The following is a 21,535-nucleotide window of genomic DNA, read 5'->3' on the forward strand; positions in this document are numbered from 1 at the left end:
TTCCAGGATCGGGCACGCCGGACGCTGCCCTAGCATGGCGCGGATGAATCGCCCCCACCCCATCTCGTGCCGCTGCGGCGAGCTCCGTGGCCAGGTCGAGCATCCGGGCTTGGCCACCCGCCTCGTTTGCTACTGCCGGGACTGCCAGGCATTCGCGCGCTTCCTGGGCTCGCCGCCAGGGATGCTGGATCCGATGAATGGCACCGAGGTGATGGCGGTGCGGCCGGGCAATGTGTCGTTCAGCCAGGGCACGGAGCGCCTCGCGTGCATGTCACTGTCGGACACGGGCCTGCTGCGCTGGTACGCAAGCTGCTGCAAGACGCCCATCGGCAACACGCCGCGGGACTACCGGGAGTCCCATCTCGGCCTGGTCCACAGTTGCCTGGGCGCTGATGCCGCTCGGCGCGCCGAGGTCTTTGGCCCTGTGCGTATGCGGGTGGCCACGCAGAGCGCCAGCGGCCAACCCGAGAAGAACGCGGTGATCGGCTTCGGCGCGGCGCTCGTGAGGCATCTGGGCGCGCTCGCCTGGCGGCGCCTGAGCGGCAGCTACCGGGTCAATCCGTTCTTCGGGGCGCCCGGGGGCACGCCGATCGCCCAGCCCCAGGTCGTCAGTGTGGCTGAGCGCGAGGCGCTGCAGCGCTGACTACTGCGCCACCAGCTCCACGCGCCGGTTCTTCGCCCGACCCGCGTCGTCGCCATTGCCGGCCACCGGCGCCAGTGATGCCAGGCCCTTGGGTGACAGCCGCTTGGCATCGACCTTGTACGGTGCCGCCGTCAGCGCGGTGACCACGGCCTGGGCGCGTGCCAGGCTCAGCGTCTGGTTGGCCTCGAAGCCGCCCACGTTGTCGGTGTGCCCGACGATCCAGGCCTTCAGTGCTGGCTGGCTCTTCAGCAGCTCGGCCATTGCCTCCAGCTGCGCCTTGGACTCGGGCTTCAACTCGGTCTTGCCGGTGTCGAAGAACAGGCCGGTCAGCGTGACGCGACCTTCCGCCGTGAGGCCCGCCTGCAGCGCCGCCGGGTCCACGCTGACCTGGCCGGTGGCCATGGCCTTGGGTTCGACGACTTGCAGGTAGGTGGCGACCAGGCCGGTCGTCGCGTTGGCCGCCAGCGAGGTGTAGAGCAGCACAGTGGCCTCCTGGCCCGGCTTGCCCAGCGTGCCGACCAGCATGCGGCCCTCGTCGTGGGAGATTGCCGAGGTCAGGCTGTAGCGGCTGCCGGTGGGCGTGTCGACGTCGCCCTTGGCCCAGACGAAGCCCTTGGTGGGCTGCAGCTGGCGGGTCCAGGCGAAGTAGAGGTCGGTGCACTCGCGCTCGCAGACGAAGCGCGGCTTGAAGCCGGCGGCGTTGAGCGCCTGCTGGTAGTTGCGCCAGACCTCCAGCGCCGCCTTGCCACGCGGCGCGATGTAGACGGTCTGCGTGACCTTGCCTTCCAGTTCGAGCAGTTCCTCGAACTTGTACTTGTCGGCCTTCTGGACCTTGGGCGCGGCCGGCACGGCGGCGGCGTCCCATTCCGAGACGCGCTGGCCGGCCAGCCAGGAGCCGGCAAAGCGCTTGATCAGCGGGTGGTCGGCGGCGCCGGGCACGTCGGTGCCGCGCTCGGCCTGGGCGGTGACGACGGTGGCGGCCAGCAGGACGGCCGTGAGCAGGGGGCGAAAGCGCATGGGGCTCCTCGTGAGGTTCATTGCAGGACCATCTCGACGCGGCGGTTCTTCGCGCGGCCGTCCTCGCCGGCGTTGGACGCGACCGGTGCGAAGTTGGCGACGCCGCGAGCCTGCAGCCGGCCGGCGGCGATGCCGCGCTGTGTGAGCGCCGCCACCACCGCCTGCGCGCGGCCCTGGCTGAGCGCGAGGTTGGCGTCGATGACGCCGACGTTGTCGGTATGGCCGACGATGAGCACCTTCAGCGCCGGCTGCGCCTTCAGCACGGCGGCCATCTGGTCCAGCTGCGCGGCACTCTCGGTCTTGATGTCGGTCTTGCCGGTGTCGAAGAACAGGCCGTACAGCGCGACCTTGCCTTCCGCCTGCAGGCCCTGGCCGATGGCCTTGGCGTCGACGGTGACCTGGCCCGTGGGCATGGCCTTGGGCTCGACGATCTCGATGTAGGTCGCCGCGCGGTTGGTGTGCTCGTTGGCGGCCATGGACGTGAACAGCATCAGCGTCAGCGTGCGGCCGCCGCTGGTCAGCGTGCCGACCGTCATGCGCGCCTGCTCGTAGCTGATGGACATCTCCAGCGGCCAGGCACTGCCGCCGTGCTGGCCGCCCGCCGCGGGCAGGTCGCCCTCGGCCCAGCGCATGCCGCGGGCGCGCTCGTAGCCGTCCAGTGCGAAATAGGCCTTGGTGCAGCCCTGGGCCTCGCTCTCGCATTGCCAGGTCGTCTTGAAGCCGGCGGCGGTCAGCGCCTGCTGGTAGTTGCGCCAGACCTCCAGCGGGCTCTTGCCCAGCGGCGCCAGGTAGAACAGCCGCGTGACCTTGCCTTCCAGGCTGACCGGCTTGGCGAACTTGTCGTTCTCCGTCTTGGACACGCCGCTGGCGTCGGGGAAGCTGCGCTGCTCCCAGTCCTGCTGCGCGTAGCCCACGAGCACGCTGCCGGTGAAGCGCTTGAGGACCGGGTGGTCGGCGCTCTTGGCGACGTCGGCCTTGGGAGCGTCGGCGTGCGCGGTGGCGAGAGCCAGGGAGGCGAGGAGGGCGAGGAGGGTGAGCGCGGCGCGGGTGAGCGTCATGGGTGGCGGCGTGGTGAGGAGGCGCGATGTTGACGCAGCCAACGCGCCGGCTCGTCGCGCGGCCGACCTGCAAACGTGGGAGGCGGGCGCATCAGGCCCCAGCAATTTGTGACGAAACCTGACGCGGGCCGGCGCGAATCAGGTCAGCTCGTGCTCGGGGCTGCGGTAGTGGTAGCGGTAGGCGAACACAAAGCCCATGCGCGTGTACAGGCGCTGGGCGACGTCGTTGTCGCTGCCCACCTGCAGGTAGGCCTGGCGCGCGCCCTGCGCGTGGGCCAGGGCCAGCAGCGCGCGGCACAGGCGGTCGCCATGGCCCTGGCGAGGGGCCGCGGAGGCGATGTCGTACAGGCCCACGATGTCGCCATCGACGACCATCTGGCCGCAGGCCAGCAGCGCGCCATCGGCGTCGTTCAGTGCGAAGCCCTGGTAGGTGACTGGGGCGTTAGCGATGCGCTCGGCATGGGCAGCGATCGCGGTGCTTGGCGAGCCGCGCAGCGTGCCGACGGTGGCCGCGTAGGCGGCGGCGTCCAGGGCCTGGAGGGCGACCGGTGCGGGGTCGGGCACCAGCGTTTCGAGCACCATCACGTCGGCCGCATCGAACGTGCCCCAGCCCTTGGCGGCGAGGCGTTCGTCCAGATCGGTCGGCTGGCTCCAGGGCGTCACGCGCACGGCCAGCGGCAGGCCGGCGGCGTCATAGGCCTGCTTGCAGCGGGCGAGCAGGTCATCCAACGGCAGCGTGCCCTGGCGCAGAGCATTGATGCAACGCGAGCGCTTGGCCTTGCCCGGTGACAGGCGGATCAGCCAGCCGTCGATGTCGGCTTGCTGGGGTGGGGCGCTAGCGTCGAGGCCGGCGAGTTCGGCCCGCAGGGCGAGGGCTTCAGACATGATCGAGCAGGGTGGACGGGGTGCGCCACACGCAGCGCCACACCCGATGCTGCTCGCCGGCTAGCGAGTCGTCGATGCGCTGTTCGGCGAACTCGGCACCCAGGCGGGCATAGAAGCGCTTGGCGGGTTCGTTGGCGTCCAGCACCCAAAGGTGAAGCGGGCGGAGGGGCTCGGTCGGCAGTTGCGATGCGACGGCCTGCATCAGCCGCTTGCCCAGGCCTCCACCCTTGAAGTCGGGCGCGACGTGCAGGTTGTCGATGTAGTGGCCCCAGTCCGCGTCGTGCTCCGGCAGCACGTAGGCAAAGCCGACCATGCGGCCGTGCCCATCCTCGGCGACCACGCCCCAGTCGGTGCTGGACGGATTCACCTGCAGCCGTTCGCGCCAGGCCTGCCGGCGCTCCTGGGCGACCTCATGGTCCAGGAATTGATCCGAGAAGATGCCGCGGTAGGCGCTGCGCCAGCTGGCGGCGTGGAGGGCGGCGACGGTGTCGGCATCCGTGGCGCGCATGGGACGCAGCACGACGGCATTCACCGCATCGTCTCGATGCGCCTCACCATCTCCTTGGCGAACTCCACAAACGCCACGGCCCCCTTGGAGCTGGGGTCGAACACCACGCCCGGCAGCCCGTAGCTGGGCGCCTCGGCCAGCCGCACGTTGCGCGGGATGACGGTGTCGAAGACCTTGTCGCCGAAGTGCGTCTTGAGCTGGTCGCTGACCTGCTGCTGCAGCGTGATGCGCGGGTCGAACATGACGCGCAGCAGGCCGATGATCTGCAGGTCGGGGTTCAGGTTGGCGTGAATCTGCTTGATGGTGTTGACCAGGTCGGTCAGGCCTTCCAGTGCGAAGTACTCGCACTGCATTGGCACGATGACGCCGTGGGCGCTGCACAGGCCGTTCAGCGTCAGCATGGACAGCGACGGCGGGCAGTCGATCAGCACGAAGTCGTAGTCGGCGGCGACCTCGGCGATGGCCGTCTTGATGCGTTTCTCGCGCCGCTCCAGCGCCACCAAGTCCACCTCGGCGCCGGCCAGCTCGCGGTTGGCGCCCAGCACGTCGTAGCCGGACTTCTCGGCCTTGACGCGCGCTTCGGCGATGGACGCGGACTCCAGCAGCACGTCGTAGACGGTCAGGTCCAGCTTGCGCTTGTCGATGCCCGAACCCATGGTGGCGTTGCCCTGGGGGTCCAGGTCAACGACCAGCACGCGCTGGCCGATCTGTGCCAGGCCGGCGGCGAGGTTGACGGTGGTGGTGGTCTTGCCGACGCCGCCCTTCTGGTTGGCGATGCAGAAAATCTTGGCCATGGGTTCCAGTTCTCGGACTGCCGGCATCGTACCGGGCACAGGGCGGGTCGACCCTCGGGCGCGACCCGTGAAGTGACCTCAGCGAGGCTTCATCCAGATGATGCAGCGCTGGGCATCCAGGCCCGGGACGGCCAGTTGTTCCACGTGAAACACGTCCACGTCGGCGGGCAGGGCGGCGATCTCGTCCGCGGGGTGCTGGCCCTTCATGGCCATCCAGACCCCGTCTTTGGCCAGGAGCTGGCGGGTCAGGCTGGTGAAGTCGACCAGGGAAGCAAACGCGCGGGAGGTGATGACGCCGAACGGCTCAACGTCCAGCTGCTCGACGCGGCTGTGCACGCCGTGAAGGTTGGGCAGCTTCAGCTCGGCCGCGACCTGCTGGATAAAGGTGGCCTTCTTGGCGACCGCGTCCACGCAGCTCACATCGGTGCCCGGGCAGCAGATCGCAATGACCACGCCCGGCAGGCCGCCGCCGGCGCCCACGTCCATCAACCGGGCTGGCGCGCCGTGGCGCTGCAGCGGCGAGATGACGGAGAGGCTGTCGATCAGGTGATGGCTCAGCATCTGCGCCGGGTCACGCACGGCGGTCAGGTTGTAGACCTTGTTCCACTTCTGCAGCAGGGCCAGGTAGGCCAGCAGCTGGTCCAGCTGGGCATCAGAGAGCCCGAGCCCCAGCGCGGTGACGGCGGTTTGGAGGTGTTCTTTCACGTGGAAGCCTCAGGCAGTCGAACTTCGCTAAAGCGCCATTGTTCGAGGTCACCGGCTGCCTCCAGCTTGCCGTCGTCGACAAGCGCGGCGATGCGCTCTGCGATGGCGTCCATCCGGTCCTCTGTGTCGATACCTGCAAGGCGGGCGTCTTGGTCAGCGTCACCGATCACGCGCGCGACTTTGAGCCAGCGCGGCAGGCAGAGGGACAGGATGACCTCGTCCAGCAAGGCGTCCCTCATGCCGCTTCGGGCTCGGCCGTGAACCCTTTGAACTTGCCCTTCTTCAGGTGCACCAGCAGCAGCGAGATGGCGGCCGGCGTGATGCCGGAGATGCGCGAGGCCTGGCCCAGCGTCTCGGGGCGGTGGGTGTTCAGCTTCTGGCGCGCCTCAAAGGAGAGGGCGTGGACGAGGCCGTAGTCCAGGTCTTCGGGCAGCTTCAGGTGCTCGAAGTGGGCCGCGCGCGCGACATCATCGACCTGCTTGTTGATGTAGCCGGCGTATTTGGTGCTGATCTCGACCTGCTCGGCGACGAGGTCGGCCAGCTCTGGTCCAAGCTGAGCCGACAACGTTTCACGTGAAACACCCGCCTCGGGCCGTGCAATCGCGGCGACCTCGGCGATGGTGTCGAAGCCTACGCCCGGCCGGCGCAGCAGGTCGGCCAGGCTGTACTCGCGCTCCAGGGCCTTGCCGACCAGCCGCTCGGCGTCCGCCGCCGGCAGGATGCCGGGGTGCACCCAGGTACTCTTCAGCTTCTCGGTTTCACGTGAAACAGCGTCACGCTTGCGGTTGAAGGCCGCCCAGCGGGCGTCGTCCACCAGGCCCAGCTGGCGGCCGGTTTCGGTCAGGCGTGCGTCCGCGTTGTCCTCGCGCAGTTGCAGCCGGAACTCGGCGCGGCTGGTGAACATGCGATAGGGCTCGGTGACGCCCTTGGTGATGAGGTCGTCCACCAGCACGCCCAGGTAGGCCTGGTCGCGCGCGGGCGTCCAGGCGCCGTCGCCGCGCACCTGCAGCGCGGCGTTCAGGCCGGCGAACAGGCCTTGGGCCGCGGCTTCCTCGTAGCCGGTCGTGCCGTTGATCTGGCCGGCGAAGAACAGGCCCTGGATGACCTTGGTCTCGAAGGACGCCTTCAGGCCGCGCGGGTCGAAGTAGTCGTACTCGATGGCGTAGCCGGGGCGCAGGATGTCGGCGTTCTCCAGCCCGGGGATGCTGCGCACGGCGGCGAGCTGGATGTCGAAGGGCAGGGAGGTGGAGATGCCGTTCGGGTAGAACTCGTGCGTCGTCAGGCCCTCGGGCTCCAGGAAGATCTGGTGCGAGTCCTTGTCGGCGAAGCGGTTGACCTTGTCCTCGATGCTGGGGCAGTAGCGCGGGCCCACGCCCTCGATGACGCCGGTGAACATGGGGCTGCGGTCGAAGCCGCTGCGGATGATCTCGTGCGTGCGCAGGTTGGTGTGCGTGATCCAGCAGGGCACCTGCTGCGGGTGCATCGCCGCGTTGCCCATGAAGCTGAACACCGGCACCGGGTCCAGCTCGCCGGGCTGTGCCTCGCACTTGCTGAAGTCGATGGTGCGGCCATCCAGGCGTGGTGGCGTGCCGGTCTTGAGCCGACCCTGCGGCAGCTTCAGCTCCTTGAGCCGTGCCGACAGCGACACCGCCGGCGGGTCGCCCGCGCGGCCGGCGCTGTAGTTCTCCAGGCCGACGTGGATGCGGCCGTCCAGGAAGGTGCCGGCCGTCAACACGACGGCGCGGGCGCGGAAACGGATGCCGGCCTGCGTGACGGCGCCGACGACGCGGTCGCCTTCCACCATCAGGTCGTCCACCGCCTGCTGGAACAGCTGCAGGTTGGGCTGGTTCTCCAGCATGCGGCGGATGGCGGCCTTGTAGAGGATGCGGTCGGCTTGTGCCCGGGTGGCGCGCACGGCCGGGCCCTTGCTGCCATTCAGGATGCGGAACTGGATGCCGCCCTCGTCCGTGGCCAGCGCCATCGCGCCGCCCAGGGCGTCGACTTCCTTGACCAGGTGACCCTTGCCGATGCCGCCGATGCTGGGGTTGCAGCTCATCTGGCCCAGGGTCTCGATGTTGTGGGTCAGCAGCAGCGTCTGCGCACCCATGCGGGCAGCGGCGAGCGCAGCCTCGGTGCCGGCATGGCCGCCGCCGACGACGATGACATCGAATTCCTTGGGGTAGAGCATCTCGGTCCGATCAAAGAACGGTGCCCGCGCGAGCGCTCGGGCAAACCTCGAATTTTACGAAGTGGCTGTGGATAAGTCACCCCGTTCGGCGCGGCTGCGAAGGGACAATTCAACGATGCAATGCCGCCCCCACTGCGCCGCCTGCTGCATCGCGCCGTCGATCAGCTCGCCCATCCCCGGCCACCCCCAGGGCAAGCCGGCGGGCGTGCGCTGCGTGCAGCTGGATGACGAGCTGCGCTGCAAGATCTTCGGCCGGCCGGAGCGCCCGGCCGTCTGCGGTTCGCTGCCGCCGCATGAGGAGATGTGCGGCGACAGCCGCGAGCAGGCGATGCGCTGGTTGGGCTGGATGGAGCGCGAGACGGCGCCGGGCTAGAGTCGGTTCACGCCGACTTCCTCACCCGCTGCCATGACCGACCTGCAACGCCGCCTGCTGCTGCTGTCCACCGGTGCCTTGGCGCTGCCCAGCCTGGCCGACACGTCCTGGCCCAACCGCGCCATCCGCCTGCTGGTGCCGTTCGCGCCAGGCGGCAGCAGCGAGATCGTCGCGCGCACCGTCGCGGCCGAGCTGACCAAGTCGCTGGGCCAGACCATGTACGTCGAGAACAAGCCCGGCGGCGCCGGCAATGTCGCGATGGCCGAGGTGGCCCGCGCCGAGGACCAGCACACCCTCGTGCTCGGCCACATCGGCACGCTGGCCGTGAACCCCTACATCTTCGACAAGCTGCCCTACGACCCCATCAAGGACTTCCGCCCCATCACGCTGCTGGCCAAGGTGCCCAGCCTCTACGTCGTCCACCCCGACCTGCCGGTCAAGAACCTGCGCGAGTTCGTCGCCTATGCGCGCCAGCGGCCCGGCAAGCTGAACTACGGCTCGGCGGGCAACGGCAGCGCCGGCCATCTGGCCATGGAGTACCTGAAGATGGTGGCCAACCTCTTCATCCTGCACGTGCCCTACCGCGGCACCGGGCCGCAGCTGACTGACTTGCTGGCCGGTCGGCTGGAGGCCGCGGCCGTCGGCGCGCCGGCCATCCTGCAGTTCATCAAGGCCGGCAAGCTGCGCTGCATCGCCACCGGCTCCAAGGAGCGCCTGCCCCAGCTGCCCGACGTGGCGACGGTGGCCGAGCAAGGCTTCCCGGGCTTCGAGATGACGCAGTGGTACGGGCTGCTGGCGCCCGCGTCGCTGCCCGCCGGCGCGGTCGACAAGCTGGCCACCGAGGCGGCCAAGGCCATCCGCTCGACGGGCGCCAAGGAGCGCCTGGGCGCCGACTCGGCCGAGGCCGTCGGCAACACGCCGGCCCAGTTCGCCGCCTTCATCGCCCAGGAGCAGCAGCGCTGGAAGCCGGTCATCGAACGCGCCAAGTTCAAGCCGGACTGAGCGGCGCCCGGCGCTTCGCGGCCAGCCGCGTGCGCCAGGCCTCGAAGCGCGGGTGGTCCCAGTACTTGTCGAAGAAGTAGTGCAGCACCGTGTTGGCCACCGGCTCGATGAAGGTGACCGCGCCGGCCACGCTGAGGCTGCCGGTCAATGCATAGGTCACGCTGAACGAGGTGCCGAGGTGCAGGACGCCGAAGCTGATGGTCTTGGCCATGATGTCTATGGGCTCGCGGAGATCAATAGCCAAATGGTATTGATTCTCGTTGCCGCCGGCCAATCACTTGCGGCTATCGCGGCGATGGCCCATTACGCTGGGCAGGCAACCTGCGACTGACATGACACCCTTGGACACCCCTCCGCCGCCCGACAGCCTGCTCGCCCGGCTGGCCCAGGCCCGCGGCGCCTTTGCCGATGCCTACGCGCTGCAGCTGCCGCGCGCCGTGACGCTGCCGGCGTTCGTCGAGGCCTTCTACACGACGCGGCTCTTCAAGCTGGAGCGGGCGTTGCTGTCGCTGTTCGGTCGGCCGTCCAGCGATGCGGCGGCGCGGGCATTGGCCCGTGGCGAGGGCCAGCGCTTCGCGGCCTGGACGGTGGAGGCGCGTGCCGGTGATGACGAGCTGCTGATGCACGAGGACAGCGGCGCCACGCGCTCCTGGTTCAAGGTCGAGGCGGCCCAGGGTGGTGGCACGACGCTGTGGTTCGGCTCGGCGGTCGTGCCGCGCCGCCGCGGGCCCGGCGGCGAGGCGCGCATGAGCTGGGTCTTCCATGCGCTGCTGGGCTTTCACCGCTGGTACTCGCGCGCGCTGCTGGCCGCGGCGGCGCGCCGGCTCTAGGACTTCGTGCCCTTGCCGCTGACCTTGTCGGTCACCGGTTGCCGTGTCGCCAGGTCCTCGATCCAGACCTCGCACACCTCGGCCGTGATGCGCCCCGCCACGCGGTAGGCCTTGCCTGCCTCGGGCGTGAAGGCCACGTCGCCCTGCACCTGGCAGGTCGGCCGGGTCAGCGCCAGGATGGGCGCGGCGTACTGCGTCGCCACCTGCAGCCGCACGCGCGCGGCGCGCAGCGGCAGCTCGTTTGTCAACGCCACCGGCGACACGTTCAGGCCGCGGCCCTGGTTGGCCCGCAGCGTGGCGATGCTGCTGGGCGACAGCCGCCGGCCGTCCACCTGCAGCATCTCGAACACGTGCAGCATCTGGCTGCTGACGGGCAGCGCCTGGTCGGCCACGTTGGCCGTGGGGCCGGTGTAGTCGGGCGGCGTCGCGGCCTCGAAGCCGGCGCAGCCGGCCAGGGCCAGGACGCCGGCCAAGGCAAGGGCGGCCCTCATCGCGCCACCGCCGCGCGCATCGAGCGGGCGACATAGAAGAGCGCCACGGCCGTCAGCGCGATGCCGACGACGACGCCTGGCACGACCTGGCTCCAGCGCAGCGCCTCGCCCTTCAGCACGGCCAGCATCAGCGTGTTCTGCGCCAGGCCCGGCACCCACAGGTACCAGGGCGCGTCACCGCCGGGGTTGAGCAGCGTGACCATGGGCATCAGGCTCACGGCCGTGATGACCAGCGTGCTGCCGGCCTGCGCTTCCTTGAAGGTCTTGGAGCGGATGGCCAGTGCCATCAGCAGCGCCGACAGCCCGGCCGCCAGCGGGATCTGCAGCAGCCAGAAGGCCAGCACCTCGCCGGGCCCGAACTGGAACATCGCCTGCAGGCTGTCGCTCTTCAGCAGCCACTGCGCCGGCACGAAGCTCAAGCTGGACAGCAGCGCCACCGCCATGCTCAGCAGCGCCACGGCGCCCCATTTGCCGGCCACGATGGCGCCGTGCGGTGCCGGGTTCATCAGCAGCGGCTCCAGCGAGCCGCGCTCGCGTTCGCCGGCGGTGCTGTCCAGCGCCGCGGTGAGCGCGCCGTAGAGCACGGCCATGATGATGAACATCGGGATGATGCTGGTCAGCCGCGCGGCGCGGGCCTGCACGCTGGCAAGGTCGCGCTCCTCCACGTCGACCGGCTCCAGCAGCTCGATGGACACGCCGCGCATCGCCAGGTTCAGCGACGAACGCTCGCGGTTGAAGCCCCACAGCAGGCCTTTGATGGACCCCACGCCGGCGTTGGCGCGCTGGTTCGCGCTGTCGCTGACGACCTCCACCGTCGGCGCTTCACCGGCCAGCAGCTTGGCCTCGAAGTCCTTGGGCACCACCAGCACGGGCTCCAGCAGCGTGGTCGCGCGCAGCTGGGCTTCGTAGTCGGCCGGGGCGGTCTTGATGGTGTAGGTCTGGCGTTCGATGAAGTTCTTCAGCGTTGGCGCGGCCTCGATGCCGACGGCCAGGATCTCGCGCCGGTCGGCACGCTCCTCCAGCGACGCGATCAGGCCCGACAGCGCCATCAACAGCAGCGGCCCCATGAGCAGCGCAGGGATCAGCAGCCGCAGCAGCGTGCGCCGGTCGCGCAACGCGTCGGACAGCTCTTTCACAAAGACGATCAAGGCCTGTTTCATGCGGCCACCTCTTCGGGGAATGCAAGCTTCACAAAGGCGTCCTCGAAGCGCGTCTCGCCCGCCTGCTCAAGCAGCGCCGGCACGCTGCCGTGCGCCACGCTGCGGCCGTGGGACACGACGACCACTTCGTCGCACAGCTGCTCCACCTCCTGCATGATGTGGGTCGAGAAGACGATGCACTTGCCGCCGCCCTCCGGGCTGCGCAGCCAGCGCAGCGCCTCGCGCAGCGCCCGCGTGGCCAGCACGTCCAGGCCGTTGGTGGGCTCGTCCAGCACGATGTTGGCGGGGTCGTGCACGAGGGCGCGGGCCAGCGCCGTCTTCATGCGCTCGCCCTGGCTGAAGCCATCGGCGCGGCGGTCCAGGATGGCCTGCATCTCCAGCAGCCTGGACAGCTCCTCGGCGCGCGCGTTCGCGGCGTCCGGGGTCATGCCTTGCAGGCGGCCGTAGTAGACGATGTTCTCGCGCGCCGACAGCCGTGGGTACAGGCCGTGCGCGTCGCCCAGGATGCCCATGCGCGACAAGGCCTTCAGCGGCGCGTCCTTCACGGCGATGCCGTCCACGGCGATGTGGCCCGCGTCCGGCGGGAACAGGCCCGCCAGCATGCGCAGCGTGGTCGTCTTGCCCGCGCCGTTGGCGCCCAGCAGGCCGGTGATGCGGCCGTTGGCGGCCGCCACGCTGACGCCCTGCACCGCGTGCACGATGCGCTTGCTGCCGCGCTTGAACACGCTGCCGCCGGCCTGGGCGACGAACTGCTTGTGAACGTCTAGGATCTCGATCATTGCGCCGCCCCTCCCTGGACGGGCCGGAAGGCCGGGGGCCGCGGGATGCGCGTCGCGCAGGCGGCGTCTTTCATGAAGGTGTCGGGCAGCGCAGCGGCATCGGTCTTGGCATCGATGAAGCGGAACAACAGGTCGCGCACGCAGCCCACGCCCATCACGCCATGGCCGGCTTCCGGCGCGACGAGGTGCTGCACCCGCTCGGGATGGCCCACGGCCAGCGCCTTGGCGACGCGCTCGCCGTGGCGCGCCGGTGTGGCCGGGTCGGCGCCGCCGCTCATGACCAGCACGGGGCTGGGCGCGGGCGGGATCTTGTAGAAGTCCGCCGCCACGTCGCCGCGGGGCCAGGTCTTGCAGACGCGGGCGTACATGTCGGCGTCGACGCGGCCGAAGTCGGCGCCCGGCGCATCGGTGGCCTGGGCGATGCGCGGCACGTCCTCCGCGCAGATGACCGAGAAGTGCATGCCCATCGCCAGCTTCATGCCCTTGCCGCCGCCGAAGGCCGAGGTCAGCCCGAACAGGCCGCCGAAGCGGCCTTCGGCCGCGGCCGCGTGGATGGCGGCCGGCAGCGCGGCGGCGAGCGCCGGCTGGTACAGCGGCGGGCGCACGGCGCGCAGCAGCAGCTCACGGTCCACCGTGAAGGTCTCGGGCACGCCGGTCAGGGGCTGCTGCACGGTCACGGCGCGGGGCAGGGAGGCCAGCAGCCGGGTCCAGTCGGCGCGCAGCTCGGGGTGGGTCTTGGCGTTGGCGTCGAAGAGCTTGTCCAGCGCCGCCTGCGTGTCGGGCGAGAAGCTGACCGGCAGCACCATGTCCGGCGGCGCGACGCCGTCGATGACCGTGCGGCGCACCTGGGCTGGAAACTGGCGCAGGTACTCCAGCGCGGCGCGCGTGCCGTAGCTGCCGCCGATGAGGTTCCACTGCGGTACGCCCAGCGCCTGGCGCACGGCCTCCATGTCCTGCATGGCGATGGTGGTCGTGAAGAAGCGCAGGCCGCCGTCCTGGCCATAGGACAGGGTCTCCAGCGACGCGCGGCAGGCGTCCAGGCGGCGCATCTGCGCGGCGGTGTCCAGCTGCTCCGTGATCGGCAGCTTGCTGTCGTCCGGGCAGTCCAGCGGCGCCGACTTGCCGGTGCCACGCTGGTCGATGAAGACCAGGTCGCGCCGGTTGTTCAGCCGCGCCAGCCGCGGCAGCACGCGCTGGGCCACGCCGATGGCGCTCTGGCCGGGGCCGCCGGCCAGCATCAGCACCGCGTCGGGCTGCTTGTTGCGCGCCATCGCCGGCACGACGAGGTAGTGCACGGCGATCTTGACGCCGTCCGGGCGGGCCGGGTCCAGCGGGCGCTGCAGGCTGCCGCATTGCAGCTCGTTGGGAATGCCGTCGATGCGGCAGGGCGTCAGCGGCGTGGCCGCCTGGGCCAGCGGCGCGCTGAGCAGCAAGGCGGCGGCGAGCGCACAGGCGCGCCGGACGGGAAGGGGCATGGCGAGGGCTCCGGGGATCGAATGGCCGCGAGTATCCAGGCCGCCGCATGCGCCGCGACGCTGTCGGTGCTGGCCGGCAGCCCGGCGCGGCGAATGGCCTCAGGCGCGTGATGAATGGCGGCCTGTGTTGGAATCGCGTCAGGCGCCGCTGGCACCTGTTCGACCCCGACCTTGCGACCAGCGGCCCCGCCGCGATGAAAGGCTGTGCGTGCAGACACTCGACGAGATGCGTGACCGTTGCCTGCTGACGCATGAGCAGCATGCCGAGATTGGCGCCTGGGTCAGCCAGGCACGCACCCCCGAGGCCATCCTGGCCATGCCCGAGGGGCTGTGGCGCACGCTGGAACTGGCCAGCGTGCTGATGGACGTGGATGCCGACCTGCGGCGCGAGCCGCTGCTGTCCGATTCCTAGCCTGCTGCCAGCACGCCGGCCGCGACCAGGGCGGCCAGGCCCAGGCCCAGGATTACCCAGTGCAGCATGGCCAGCAGGCCGGCGCGCAGCAGCGTGGTCCACCAGCCCGCCGCGTGCACCCGCTTGAGCGCCACCACCGGATAGATGCCGGACCACGCCCACACGGCGAACCCGACCACGCCCCAGGGCAGCAGCACGGCCAGCAGCAGCATGGCGTACCAGGCGGCGTGCAGATGCATGGCGAAGACGAAATGCGCGCCATACGCCTGGCGCCAGAACAGCAGCTTGAGCAGGCCGGCGAAGAAGGGCAGCGAGCACAGCACTGCATAGGGCGCCAGGCCGAGCATGGTGGCGCCGATGGCATTGGCCGTGCCCTTGGGGTCGGCGCGCCATTGGGTCTCGGCGCGGTGTACGCGGTCCTGCACCGCCTCGGGCCGCCCCGTCTCGCCCGTCTCGCCCGTCTCGCCCGCGGATGGCTTGCGCTGCTTTGCGGAGGCCGCGGGTGCGCTCGCCACCACATCCTCGTCGTCGAAGAATTCGCCCAGCGCGGCGGCCTTGGAGCCCCCGGGCGCGAACTTCAGCGCCAGGAAGAACAGCAGGCCCAGCGTGAGCAGCAGGCGCAAGGGCAGCACATAGCGCTGCTTGCGGCCCGCGAGGTATTCACGGGTCAGGAAGCCGGGCTTGGCCATCAGGCCCCACAGGCTCTTCCACAGCGTGCCCTCGACGGCGATGTAGTGGCTGACGAACTCGTGCACGAACTCGAACAGCGAGGGCGGGTGATTGGCCGTGTCCTGGCCGCACTGGCTGCAGAACCGCGCCTGCGGCGTGAGCGCCGTGCCGCAGTTCAGGCAGGTGGTCGACGCGCCATGCCCGGCGCCAGCGTGCGTGCCGTCCCCGGCCGCCAGGCTGGCGAGATCCGCCGAGGCCACCGCCGCAGCCGTGCTGCCGGTCAGGCCGGCCACCAATCCGTCGTCCACGCGCTCAGGCCTTCTTGGCGGCGGGCTTCATCAGCCCATCGCAGGCCGACTTCGCTTTGGCGTCACCGGCATCCAGCTTGCCGCAGACGCCATCGAGCTGGGCCTTGAGGCGACCGACGGCAGCGGCCTGGGTGGGGCTCTGGTTCCATCCCGCGAGCAGGCTGCCCACCTTCTTCAGCGAACGCTCGCTGCGTTCATAGAAGGCACCGGGGTCCTTCTCGGCCTCGGCGAACAGCTGGGCCGCGGCCTTCTCGATGCGCGGCGTGTCTTCCGGGCTTATCTCGATCAGCGCGGCGAAATAGTTTGAGCCCCACTGCAGCCGCGTGGCCGGGCCCTCGCTCTTGTTGAAGGCCTCTTCATACCAGCGCAGCGCATCGGCCTTCTTGCCCTGCTTCTTGGCGTTGCCGCCCAGCTGGCTCATCAGGTAATAGGGCGAGTGGCTGCGCGCGAGGGCCGACTTCAGCAAGTCATCGCTTTCCTTCCACAGCCCGGCGCGGCCCAGCAGGTGGGCGGCCTCGGTGACGACGGCCTGGCGCTCGTAGCCGTCGGTGATCTCGCGGTTGGCCTTGCTCGACTGGTCACGCGCCTCGGTCAGCAGTGCGGCGGGGATCTTGGTGGGATGCGGGTCGTCCTTGGCCGAGTCCAGCCGCGCCAGGTCGATGCGACCTTGCAGCGCGTTCAGTCGGTCGGCGCGCGACAGCGTGGTGTCTTCGTTGAGCCGCTTCAGCGCGGCGTCGAACTCGGCGACCAGCGCATTGCGCGCATCACCGGGCGTCGGGGCGAGGGCCTTGACCAGGTCCGGCGCCTCGTTGGTCAGCACGTCCATCTGCGCGTGCGCCTGCGCCGGGTCGGCCAGCACGGCGCGCAGGCGCGGCAACTGGGCCGGGTCGGCCGCCTTGCCCTCGGCCATCGCGCCGATGGACTTCAGCCACAGCCGCGTGGTGGTCTCGGCGTCGACGCCTTCGCTGGCCTTGGCCAGCTGAGCGAGCGTGGTCGCGCGCTGGTCGGCCGGCAGCAGTTGCTGCTCATCGGTCTCCCAGCCGTAGAAGCCCAGCAGCCGCCACTCGTTGGCGCCCAGCTTCTTGCCCGCCTTGGCGTCCGCCAGCACGGCCTTGACCGGGCGGCCGCTGGACAGGCCCAGCTGCAACACCTTCATGACCTGGGCCGCCTCGGCCTCGCCGGGCAGGCGGGTGATTTCCTGGCCGTTGGGGCTGAACAGAATCATCGTCGGGTAGCCACGCACCTTGAAGCGCGTGCCCAGCTTTTGCGCGCCGGGCGCGTCACCGTCGATGCCCACTGCGACGAAGGCCTTGCTCTGCTCGATGAAGTCCGCGCGGTTGAAGAGGGTGGCCTTCAGCTGGTTGCACGGCGGGCACCATTTGGCGCCCCAGTACAGCAGCACGGGCTTCTTCTCGGCCTTGGCCTGCACGAAGTGGCGGTCGATGTCGGCATCGGCCGCGGCGGCCTGCCAGGACACGCCGGGGCCGGTGCTGGCGTGGGCGGCCGGTACGGCCAGGGTCAGCGCGAGGGCCGCACTGACGGATGCGGTGAGCGCGAGAAGGCGGAGTTTCATGAAGCTTGGGTTCGCAGCGGCGATAGCCTCAATTGTGCTCGGTCGCTCCTGCGGCCTCTTCATAAGGTTATGACGCCGCTGGCGGCTCCCCCAGCACGCGGCAGGCCAGGTCGGTGTCCATGTACTCGGTCACCGACTTCAACTGTCCGTCCGCGACGCGGTAGACCATGCAGTAGTGGTTGTCATAGGCCTCGCCGCCCGTCGTCTGCACCTCGCCACGGCATTGCACGACGACGGTGTCGCCGTCGGCCACGAAGTGCTCCGCGCGATTGCGGTAGCGCGTCGCGAAGCGTTGGAACAGCGGCGCCAGCAGGTCGCGCTGCACGGCCTCGCGGCCGCTCCAGCGGCGCGACCAGGCCGACTGGCCGGCGATGGTCCAGCTGAAGTCCTCGGCCATCGCGTCGCGGAACGGCCGGCCATCGCCGTCGGCCAGCGCGGCGTAGATGGATTGCAGCAAGGCCTTGTTGTCGATTGCGGCGGTGTTCATGTCGGTCTCCTGGGGTGCAGTGATGAATCCAGTGGGTCGCGGGCCGGGCGCTCACCGGTGGCGATCCAGTCGTCATAGAAATCCAGCTTCTGGTCCAGCGCCGCCAGCGCCTCCTGCCAGCGCGAGATCGTCGCCAGCACGTCGGCGCGGTGGGCGGCCAGCATGTCGCGGCGCTGGGCCAGGCTCTTGCGGCCCTGCGTGACCAGCTCGGTGTAGCGGCGCATCTCGGCGATGGACATGCCGGTGATGCGCAGCCTCTCCATCAGCGCCAGCCAGGCCACGTGCTGCTCGCGGTAGCGCCGCCGGCCGCCGGCGTCGCGCGCCACGCCGGGCACCAGGCCCTGGGCCTCGTACCAGCGGATGGCGTGCACAGATTTGCCGCAGCGCACGGCCAGCGCGCCGATCAGCAGCAGGGGAGGGTCGTCTCGGGGTGCCATGCAGCCATTGGACGGCCTAGAGTGCACTCGAAGTCAAGCGCCCCTGTCATGAGCCACCCTCGCCTCGACCTTGCCCTGCAACGCCTGCGCGCCGCGGCCCGCCCGGAGGCGCTCGAAGCCATGGCCCGCTTCGGCCTGACCGGTGACGGCCGCCTGGGCCTGGCCGTGCCGACGTTGCGCGCGCTGGCCCGCGAGTTCAAGCGCGACCACGAACTGGCGCTGGCGCTGTGGGACACAGGCATCCCCGATGCGCAGATCCTGGCCGGCATGGTGGCCGACCCGGCCAGGCTGACCGTCGAGCAGATGGACCACTGGGTGGCCGGCATGCGCGCCTGGGACGTCTGTGACCAGGCTTGCACCAACGCCTTCGTGAAAAGCCCGCTGGCTTGGGGCCTCATCCCGCGCTGGGCGGCGCGCGAGGCCGAGTTTGAAAAGCGCGCCGGCTTCGCGCTGCTGGCTGTCGCCGCCGTGCACCAGATGACCCGGGCCGACGCCGATTTCCTGGCCTGCCTGCCGCTGGTCGAGGCGGCGGCAGAAGACGAGCGCAACTTCGTCAAGAAGGCCGTCAGCTGGGCGCTGCGGCAGATCGGCAAGCGCAGTCAGGCGCTACGTGAGCCTGCGCTCACTGTGGCGGAGCGGCTGTGTGAGCGCAAGGAGAAGTCGGCGCGGTGGATAGGCGGCGATGCCCGGCGCGAGCTGGGCCGGGTGGGGTCTTAGTCGCCCAGCTGCTCCTCGATGGAGCGTGTTTTCTCGTTCGGCGTGTCGCCACTGTGCAGCGTCGTCTTGCGCTCGATCAGCATCAGCAGGCATTCCTCTTCGGCAACCGGACAGTGCTCCACGCCTCGGGGCACGACGAACATCTGGCCGGTTTCCAACAAGACGGGGCCATCCCGCAGCTCGATGCGCAGCCGCCCGCGCAGGATGTGGAAGAGCTCGTCCTCGTCCGGATGGCGGTGCCAACCGAAAGTCCCTTGCACCTTGGCGACCTTGACGTAGTTGTCGTCGAAGGCACCGATGACGCGCGGCGACCAGAGCTCGGTCAGGCTGGCGGCGATGTCGACGGGGCTGGTGGCGGAAGCGGTCATGGCTGGGCGCGAAGCGAAGACACCGCAGCGTAGCGCAGCCGCACACACCACGGAAATCGACTCCGACCCCATTTTTCATCCCCCTTTCGGGGGAGGGATGGGGGTGGTTCGGGGGGTGTGCCGTCTTGGCATCCCCCCTCACTCCACCCTCTGGGTGATGTCCGAAAAAAGACTCGGCGCCGATGCTGAGGGTGTGACGTTCTTCACGACGTCGAACCCCTCAAAACCCGGAGCCTGCCATGCAATTCTTCAGCTCTTCACAGCATCCCTGGTCCAACTCCAAGCTGCCGATGGCCGTGCCGACGAAGCCGGGCGCGACGACGGCCGGCAAGAAGCCCGAGATATGTGGCTGGTACGACTCCAGCTTCGACCTCGCCACCGGACTGGAAGTTTCGGAGCAGGACAACGACACGCTGTATCAGCTCTGGGAGCTGTCCCAGCGCTGAGTCGGGGCGTGCAAGGCACGATGGTGTGCCAAAGGGGCCGGCCTCGTCGTGATCTCCCAGCGAACAATTGCATGGAGCTCGCCAACGGGACGGCGCGCATCGTGAGAAGCGGCCACGAGGCGGTGTGGCACTTCTCGTAACATCGATTGGATCAGGAATCACTAGGTCGCCGCACACCGCTGCTATCCGAAAGCATGACTGCAAATAAGCAGCACGTCCCCACGCTCCGACTCGATATCCAGGCACTGCGCGGCGTGGCGGTGCTTATGGTTCTCTTCTACCACGTCAAGATAGGTGGCGTTGCGGCGGGCTACCTCGGTGTGGATATGTTCTTCGTCATATCCGGATACCTGATCACGTCGCTCGTGGCGGCCGGTATTGAGCGCGGTGACTTTCGCCTTGCGGACTTCTACTTTCGGCGAGCCAAACGACTGCTGCCAGCGGCATATGTCACCATACTGGTAACTGCCTCATGTGCCCCGTGGTTTCTCAATCAGCAGGACCTCAAGGATTTTGGGCTTCAGGTGATTGGCGCCATCACCTTCACCGCGAACATGGTGCTCTGGCAGCAGACGGGCTATTTCGAAGGGGCCAGCGACTTGAAGCCGCTGTTGCATACTTGGTCACTCTCGCTGGAAGAGCAGTATTACTTGTTGCTGCCGGCCGCGTTGCTGTTGCTGCGGCGCGGTCTGTGGCTTAAAGCTGTATTGGCGGCGTTGCTGGTCAGTTTTGCATTGTGTCTATTGGGTGGGGTTTTCAAGCCTGTCGCCACCTTTTATCTGCTGCCGACACGTGCATGGGAATTACTGATCGGCTCGGCGGGCGCGTTGATCGTTCGCACGGACGGGGGATTGTTGAATCGCCAGATTGGCAGATCTCTGGTGATCCGGGCAATGTTCTATCCGAGCTTGGCTTGCGTGTTGCTGCTGGGAATGTTTCCTGTGATTGGAAGACATCCCGGAAGCTCAGCATTGCTGATCTGTCTCGCAACACTCGTCGTCATCCTGCGACGTCATGACGGCCTGGAAGGAGCTCTCGCCACCAAAGTGCTTGCGCGCGTCGGCGACATCTCCTACTCCTTGTACTTGGTTCACTGGCCGATCATCGTTTTTCTCAAGCATGCCTGGGTGGGACATGGATCGGAACTGCCGGCCTCGCTTCGCGTCGCAGCGCTTGGCCTATCGCTTGTTTTGGCTTACTGGCTGAATCGTTTCATCGAGGATCCGCTGCGCAAGGCGCCATTGCGTTACTCCCCAGCCCTGCTGGTGAAGACGGGTCTCGTTTCGGTCCTGTTGATGGCCATCGTGCCCGTCACGGTGCAGGCCACCAAAGCGGAGCAGGACTTCGCAGGAATCCGGCGAGTCAATCTAGGATTCGGTGGTGCATGCGAATACACAACCCCCTTTGTCTTGAAACCTGAATGCAGCAGCAAGGGACAGCCAAAAACACTGGTGTGGGGTGATTCATACGCAATGCATTTGGTCCCCGGGTTGGTGAGTCAAGCCCAAACGGGTGGCATTGTCCAGGCAACACGCAGTGCCTGCGGACCATTCCTGAATTTCTCGCCCAAGCGTCTGAACAATGCGGGAACTGGCCCGGTCTACGACACGACCTGGGCGCAAAAATGCATTGAATTCAATCAATCGGTTCTCGACTACATTCGCGAATACAAGAATATTGAGGTTGTGGTGCTGTCCAGCCCACTGGTCCAGTATGTCGATGAAGAATGGGCGCACGTTTCAACAACTCCCGACGGATTGACGGAAACGCCGGCTTCGATCGAAGGGGCGGCTGCGGCTCTGAAGCGAACAGCGGCTGAAATTCGTGCCACTGGCAAAAAGCTGGTGTTTTTCTCGCCCCCGCCGGCGGCCGACTTCAATGTGGGCGCGTGCCTGGAGCGCCACATCACGGGACTGATCACGCTGGGCGGTGAAGTTGAATGTGCGGTCCCGCTGGATGTTTATCACAAACGGCGCGCATCCGTCCTGAAGCTGATGGACGCCATGGAAAGCGGCGGCGTTCCCGTTATTCGGCTGGCGGATTTTCTGTGCAGCGCGCGCAGCTGCGTGACGATGATCGACGGCACGCTGGTATATCGGGATGAAGGCCACTTGTCCTACGACGGGTCGCGCCTGCTCGCGGCCCGGATGAACTGGGCTGAATTGATCCAGCAGCGCGCCCGGTAGTAGGGCTGGTACGCCAGTTTGCGG

The 21,535-nt window shown here is 68.6% G+C and carries 26 protein-coding genes; 8 read left to right on the top strand and 18 right to left on the bottom strand.

What is annotated here, in order from left to right; translation table 11 throughout:
• Positions 1 to 43 precede the first annotated feature (43 nt).
• Entirely contained in the window at positions 44 to 643 is a 600-nt protein-coding gene (locus tag AC1D29_RS25125; protein ID WP_477902643.1) for a DUF6151 family protein, read from the top strand.
• On the opposite strand, the gene AC1D29_RS25130 is transcribed toward AC1D29_RS25125, so the two are convergent.
• The 8 genes from AC1D29_RS25130 to mnmG all read right to left on the bottom strand — a co-directional run bounded on the left by AC1D29_RS25130 (position 644) and on the right by mnmG (position 7,798).
• Positions 644 to 1,660, bottom strand: coding sequence for an OmpA family protein (locus AC1D29_RS25130; protein WP_477902645.1), 1,017 nt, complete (start codon positions 1,658 to 1,660; stop codon positions 644 to 646).
• A gap of 17 nt (positions 1,661 to 1,677) precedes the next feature.
• On the bottom strand, positions 1,678 to 2,718 hold the full coding sequence (locus tag AC1D29_RS25135) for an OmpA family protein (protein ID WP_477902647.1): 1,041 nt from the start codon (positions 2,716 to 2,718) through the stop codon (positions 1,678 to 1,680).
• Between the two features lie 138 nt (positions 2,719 to 2,856).
• Positions 2,857 to 3,603, bottom strand: a complete 747-nt coding sequence (locus tag AC1D29_RS25140) for a GNAT family N-acetyltransferase (protein WP_477902649.1) — start codon at positions 3,601 to 3,603, stop codon at positions 2,857 to 2,859.
• Positions 3,596 to 4,135: an N-acetyltransferase family protein gene (locus tag AC1D29_RS25145; RefSeq protein ID WP_477902651.1), complete on the bottom strand. Its 540-nt coding sequence runs from the start codon at positions 4,133 to 4,135 to the stop codon at positions 3,596 to 3,598. The genes AC1D29_RS25140 and AC1D29_RS25145 overlap by 8 nt, the downstream gene beginning before the upstream one ends.
• Complete coding sequence (locus tag AC1D29_RS25150) at positions 4,132 to 4,905, bottom strand: ParA family protein (protein WP_477902653.1); 774 nt, start codon at positions 4,903 to 4,905, stop codon at positions 4,132 to 4,134. Before AC1D29_RS25150 ends, AC1D29_RS25145 begins: the two co-directional genes overlap by 4 nt.
• Before the next feature lie 78 nt (positions 4,906 to 4,983).
• Complete coding sequence (rsmG, locus tag AC1D29_RS25155) at positions 4,984 to 5,610, bottom strand: 16S rRNA (guanine(527)-N(7))-methyltransferase RsmG (protein ID WP_477902655.1); 627 nt, start codon at positions 5,608 to 5,610, stop codon at positions 4,984 to 4,986.
• Entirely contained in the window at positions 5,607 to 5,837 is a 231-nt protein-coding gene (locus tag AC1D29_RS25160) for a DUF3658 domain-containing protein (protein ID WP_477902657.1), read from the bottom strand. Before AC1D29_RS25160 ends, rsmG begins: the two co-directional genes overlap by 4 nt.
• Before the next feature lie 8 nt (positions 5,838 to 5,845).
• Entirely contained in the window at positions 5,846 to 7,798 is a 1,953-nt protein-coding gene (gene mnmG / locus AC1D29_RS25165) for a tRNA uridine-5-carboxymethylaminomethyl(34) synthesis enzyme MnmG (protein WP_477902659.1), read from the bottom strand.
• Between the two features lie 115 nt (positions 7,799 to 7,913).
• Between mnmG and AC1D29_RS25170 the strand changes: the two genes are divergently transcribed.
• A complete protein-coding gene (locus tag AC1D29_RS25170) occupies positions 7,914 to 8,171 on the top strand; it encodes a YkgJ family cysteine cluster protein (protein WP_477902661.1) in 258 nt (85 codons plus the stop codon).
• Positions 8,172 to 8,204: 33 nt separating this feature from the next.
• Positions 8,205 to 9,173 (top strand): Bug family tripartite tricarboxylate transporter substrate binding protein, encoded by a 969-nt coding sequence (locus tag AC1D29_RS25175; protein ID WP_477902663.1) that lies wholly within the window; start codon positions 8,205 to 8,207, stop codon positions 9,171 to 9,173.
• On the opposite strand, the gene AC1D29_RS25180 is transcribed toward AC1D29_RS25175, so the two are convergent.
• Positions 9,160 to 9,384: a DUF2061 domain-containing protein gene (locus AC1D29_RS25180; RefSeq protein WP_477902665.1), complete on the bottom strand. Its 225-nt coding sequence runs from the start codon at positions 9,382 to 9,384 to the stop codon at positions 9,160 to 9,162. The two genes, AC1D29_RS25175 and AC1D29_RS25180, sit on opposite strands and share 14 nt — an antisense overlap.
• Before the next feature lie 130 nt (positions 9,385 to 9,514).
• Between AC1D29_RS25180 and AC1D29_RS25185 the strand changes: the two genes are divergently transcribed.
• Positions 9,515 to 10,003: a hypothetical protein gene (locus tag AC1D29_RS25185; RefSeq protein ID WP_477902667.1), complete on the top strand. Its 489-nt coding sequence runs from the start codon at positions 9,515 to 9,517 to the stop codon at positions 10,001 to 10,003.
• Here the strand turns inward: AC1D29_RS25185 and AC1D29_RS25190 are convergent.
• From AC1D29_RS25190 to AC1D29_RS25205, 4 genes are read right to left on the bottom strand one after another with little or no spacing between them, the layout of a single operon-like run.
• Entirely contained in the window at positions 10,000 to 10,494 is a 495-nt protein-coding gene (locus AC1D29_RS25190) for a hypothetical protein (RefSeq protein WP_477902669.1), read from the bottom strand. The genes AC1D29_RS25185 and AC1D29_RS25190 overlap by 4 nt on opposite strands.
• A complete protein-coding gene (locus AC1D29_RS25195; protein WP_477902671.1) occupies positions 10,491 to 11,654 on the bottom strand; it encodes an ABC transporter permease in 1,164 nt (387 codons plus the stop codon). The genes AC1D29_RS25190 and AC1D29_RS25195 overlap by 4 nt, the downstream gene beginning before the upstream one ends.
• Entirely contained in the window at positions 11,651 to 12,433 is a 783-nt protein-coding gene (locus AC1D29_RS25200; RefSeq protein ID WP_477902673.1) for an ABC transporter ATP-binding protein, read from the bottom strand. Before AC1D29_RS25200 ends, AC1D29_RS25195 begins: the two co-directional genes overlap by 4 nt.
• Complete coding sequence (locus AC1D29_RS25205) at positions 12,430 to 13,908, bottom strand: alpha/beta hydrolase (protein WP_477902675.1); 1,479 nt, start codon at positions 13,906 to 13,908, stop codon at positions 12,430 to 12,432. Before AC1D29_RS25205 ends, AC1D29_RS25200 begins: the two co-directional genes overlap by 4 nt.
• A gap of 208 nt (positions 13,909 to 14,116) precedes the next feature.
• On the opposite strand from AC1D29_RS25205, the gene AC1D29_RS25210 reads away from it, so the two are divergent.
• Entirely contained in the window at positions 14,117 to 14,320 is a 204-nt protein-coding gene (locus AC1D29_RS25210) for a hypothetical protein (RefSeq protein ID WP_477902677.1), read from the top strand.
• On the opposite strand, the gene AC1D29_RS25215 is transcribed toward AC1D29_RS25210, so the two are convergent.
• The 4 genes from AC1D29_RS25215 to AC1D29_RS25230 all read right to left on the bottom strand — a co-directional run bounded on the left by AC1D29_RS25215 (position 14,317) and on the right by AC1D29_RS25230 (position 17,794).
• Complete coding sequence (locus AC1D29_RS25215; RefSeq protein ID WP_477902679.1) at positions 14,317 to 15,297, bottom strand: DUF3667 domain-containing protein; 981 nt, start codon at positions 15,295 to 15,297, stop codon at positions 14,317 to 14,319. The genes AC1D29_RS25210 and AC1D29_RS25215 overlap by 4 nt on opposite strands.
• A gap of 4 nt (positions 15,298 to 15,301) precedes the next feature.
• Positions 15,302 to 16,870: a thioredoxin family protein gene (locus AC1D29_RS25220; protein ID WP_477902681.1), complete on the bottom strand. Its 1,569-nt coding sequence runs from the start codon at positions 16,868 to 16,870 to the stop codon at positions 15,302 to 15,304.
• A 67-nt stretch (positions 16,871 to 16,937) separates the two neighbouring features.
• Positions 16,938 to 17,357, bottom strand: coding sequence for a nuclear transport factor 2 family protein (locus tag AC1D29_RS25225; RefSeq protein WP_477902683.1), 420 nt, complete (start codon positions 17,355 to 17,357; stop codon positions 16,938 to 16,940).
• Positions 17,354 to 17,794, bottom strand: coding sequence for a MerR family transcriptional regulator (locus AC1D29_RS25230; RefSeq protein WP_477902685.1), 441 nt, complete (start codon positions 17,792 to 17,794; stop codon positions 17,354 to 17,356). The genes AC1D29_RS25225 and AC1D29_RS25230 overlap by 4 nt, the downstream gene beginning before the upstream one ends.
• A 48-nt stretch (positions 17,795 to 17,842) precedes the next feature.
• Here AC1D29_RS25230 and AC1D29_RS25235 point away from each other — a divergent pair, with 48 nt between their 5' ends.
• Entirely contained in the window at positions 17,843 to 18,511 is a 669-nt protein-coding gene (locus AC1D29_RS25235) for a DNA alkylation repair protein (protein ID WP_477902687.1), read from the top strand.
• Here AC1D29_RS25235 and AC1D29_RS25240 read toward each other — a convergent pair.
• A complete protein-coding gene (locus AC1D29_RS25240; protein ID WP_477902689.1) occupies positions 18,508 to 18,879 on the bottom strand; it encodes a cupin domain-containing protein in 372 nt (123 codons plus the stop codon). The two genes, AC1D29_RS25235 and AC1D29_RS25240, sit on opposite strands and share 4 nt — an antisense overlap.
• A 239-nt stretch (positions 18,880 to 19,118) precedes the next feature.
• On the opposite strand from AC1D29_RS25240, the gene AC1D29_RS25245 reads away from it, so the two are divergent.
• Positions 19,119 to 19,325, top strand: coding sequence for a hypothetical protein (locus AC1D29_RS25245; RefSeq protein WP_477902691.1), 207 nt, complete (start codon positions 19,119 to 19,121; stop codon positions 19,323 to 19,325).
• A 194-nt stretch (positions 19,326 to 19,519) separates the two neighbouring features.
• Positions 19,520 to 21,511 (top strand): acyltransferase family protein, encoded by a 1,992-nt coding sequence (locus tag AC1D29_RS25250; RefSeq protein WP_477902693.1) that lies wholly within the window; start codon positions 19,520 to 19,522, stop codon positions 21,509 to 21,511.
• Positions 21,512 to 21,535: the final 24 nt, after the last annotated feature.

This window comes from Roseateles sp. P1_C6 (genome assembly GCF_056406315.1).

Excerpts from the sequence above, each read along its gene's own strand:
- AC1D29_RS25180 (WP_477902665.1), bottom strand. The coding sequence starts at position 9,384 with ATGGCCAAGACCATCAGCTTCGGCGTCCTGCACCTCGGCACCTCGTTC.
- AC1D29_RS25200 (WP_477902673.1), bottom strand. The coding sequence starts at position 12,433 with ATGATCGAGATCCTAGACGTTCACAAGCAGTTCGTCGCCCAGGCCGGC.
- AC1D29_RS25225 (WP_477902683.1), bottom strand. The coding sequence starts at position 17,357 with ATGAACACCGCCGCAATCGACAACAAGGCCTTGCTGCAATCCATCTAC.
- AC1D29_RS25240 (WP_477902689.1), bottom strand. The coding sequence starts at position 18,879 with ATGACCGCTTCCGCCACCAGCCCCGTCGACATCGCCGCCAGCCTGACC.
- AC1D29_RS25230 (WP_477902685.1), bottom strand. The coding sequence starts at position 17,794 with ATGGCACCCCGAGACGACCCTCCCCTGCTGCTGATCGGCGCGCTGGCC.
- AC1D29_RS25130 (WP_477902645.1), bottom strand. The coding sequence starts at position 1,660 with ATGCGCTTTCGCCCCCTGCTCACGGCCGTCCTGCTGGCCGCCACCGTC.
- AC1D29_RS25235 (WP_477902687.1), top strand. The coding sequence starts at position 17,843 with ATGAGCCACCCTCGCCTCGACCTTGCCCTGCAACGCCTGCGCGCCGCG.
- AC1D29_RS25190 (WP_477902669.1), bottom strand. The coding sequence starts at position 10,494 with ATGAGGGCCGCCCTTGCCTTGGCCGGCGTCCTGGCCCTGGCCGGCTGC.
- AC1D29_RS25245 (WP_477902691.1), top strand. The coding sequence starts at position 19,119 with ATGCAATTCTTCAGCTCTTCACAGCATCCCTGGTCCAACTCCAAGCTG.
- AC1D29_RS25205 (WP_477902675.1), bottom strand. The coding sequence starts at position 13,908 with ATGCCCCTTCCCGTCCGGCGCGCCTGTGCGCTCGCCGCCGCCTTGCTG.
- AC1D29_RS25135 (WP_477902647.1), bottom strand. The coding sequence starts at position 2,718 with ATGACGCTCACCCGCGCCGCGCTCACCCTCCTCGCCCTCCTCGCCTCC.
- AC1D29_RS25140 (WP_477902649.1), bottom strand. The coding sequence starts at position 3,603 with ATGTCTGAAGCCCTCGCCCTGCGGGCCGAACTCGCCGGCCTCGACGCT.
- AC1D29_RS25195 (WP_477902671.1), bottom strand. The coding sequence starts at position 11,654 with ATGAAACAGGCCTTGATCGTCTTTGTGAAAGAGCTGTCCGACGCGTTG.
- AC1D29_RS25170 (WP_477902661.1), top strand. The coding sequence starts at position 7,914 with ATGCAATGCCGCCCCCACTGCGCCGCCTGCTGCATCGCGCCGTCGATC.
- AC1D29_RS25220 (WP_477902681.1), bottom strand. The coding sequence starts at position 16,870 with ATGAAACTCCGCCTTCTCGCGCTCACCGCATCCGTCAGTGCGGCCCTC.
- AC1D29_RS25150 (WP_477902653.1), bottom strand. The coding sequence starts at position 4,905 with ATGGCCAAGATTTTCTGCATCGCCAACCAGAAGGGCGGCGTCGGCAAG.
- mnmG (WP_477902659.1), bottom strand. The coding sequence starts at position 7,798 with ATGCTCTACCCCAAGGAATTCGATGTCATCGTCGTCGGCGGCGGCCAT.
- AC1D29_RS25250 (WP_477902693.1), top strand. The coding sequence starts at position 19,520 with ATGACTGCAAATAAGCAGCACGTCCCCACGCTCCGACTCGATATCCAG.
- AC1D29_RS25175 (WP_477902663.1), top strand. The coding sequence starts at position 8,205 with ATGACCGACCTGCAACGCCGCCTGCTGCTGCTGTCCACCGGTGCCTTG.
- AC1D29_RS25125 (WP_477902643.1), top strand. The coding sequence starts at position 44 with ATGAATCGCCCCCACCCCATCTCGTGCCGCTGCGGCGAGCTCCGTGGC.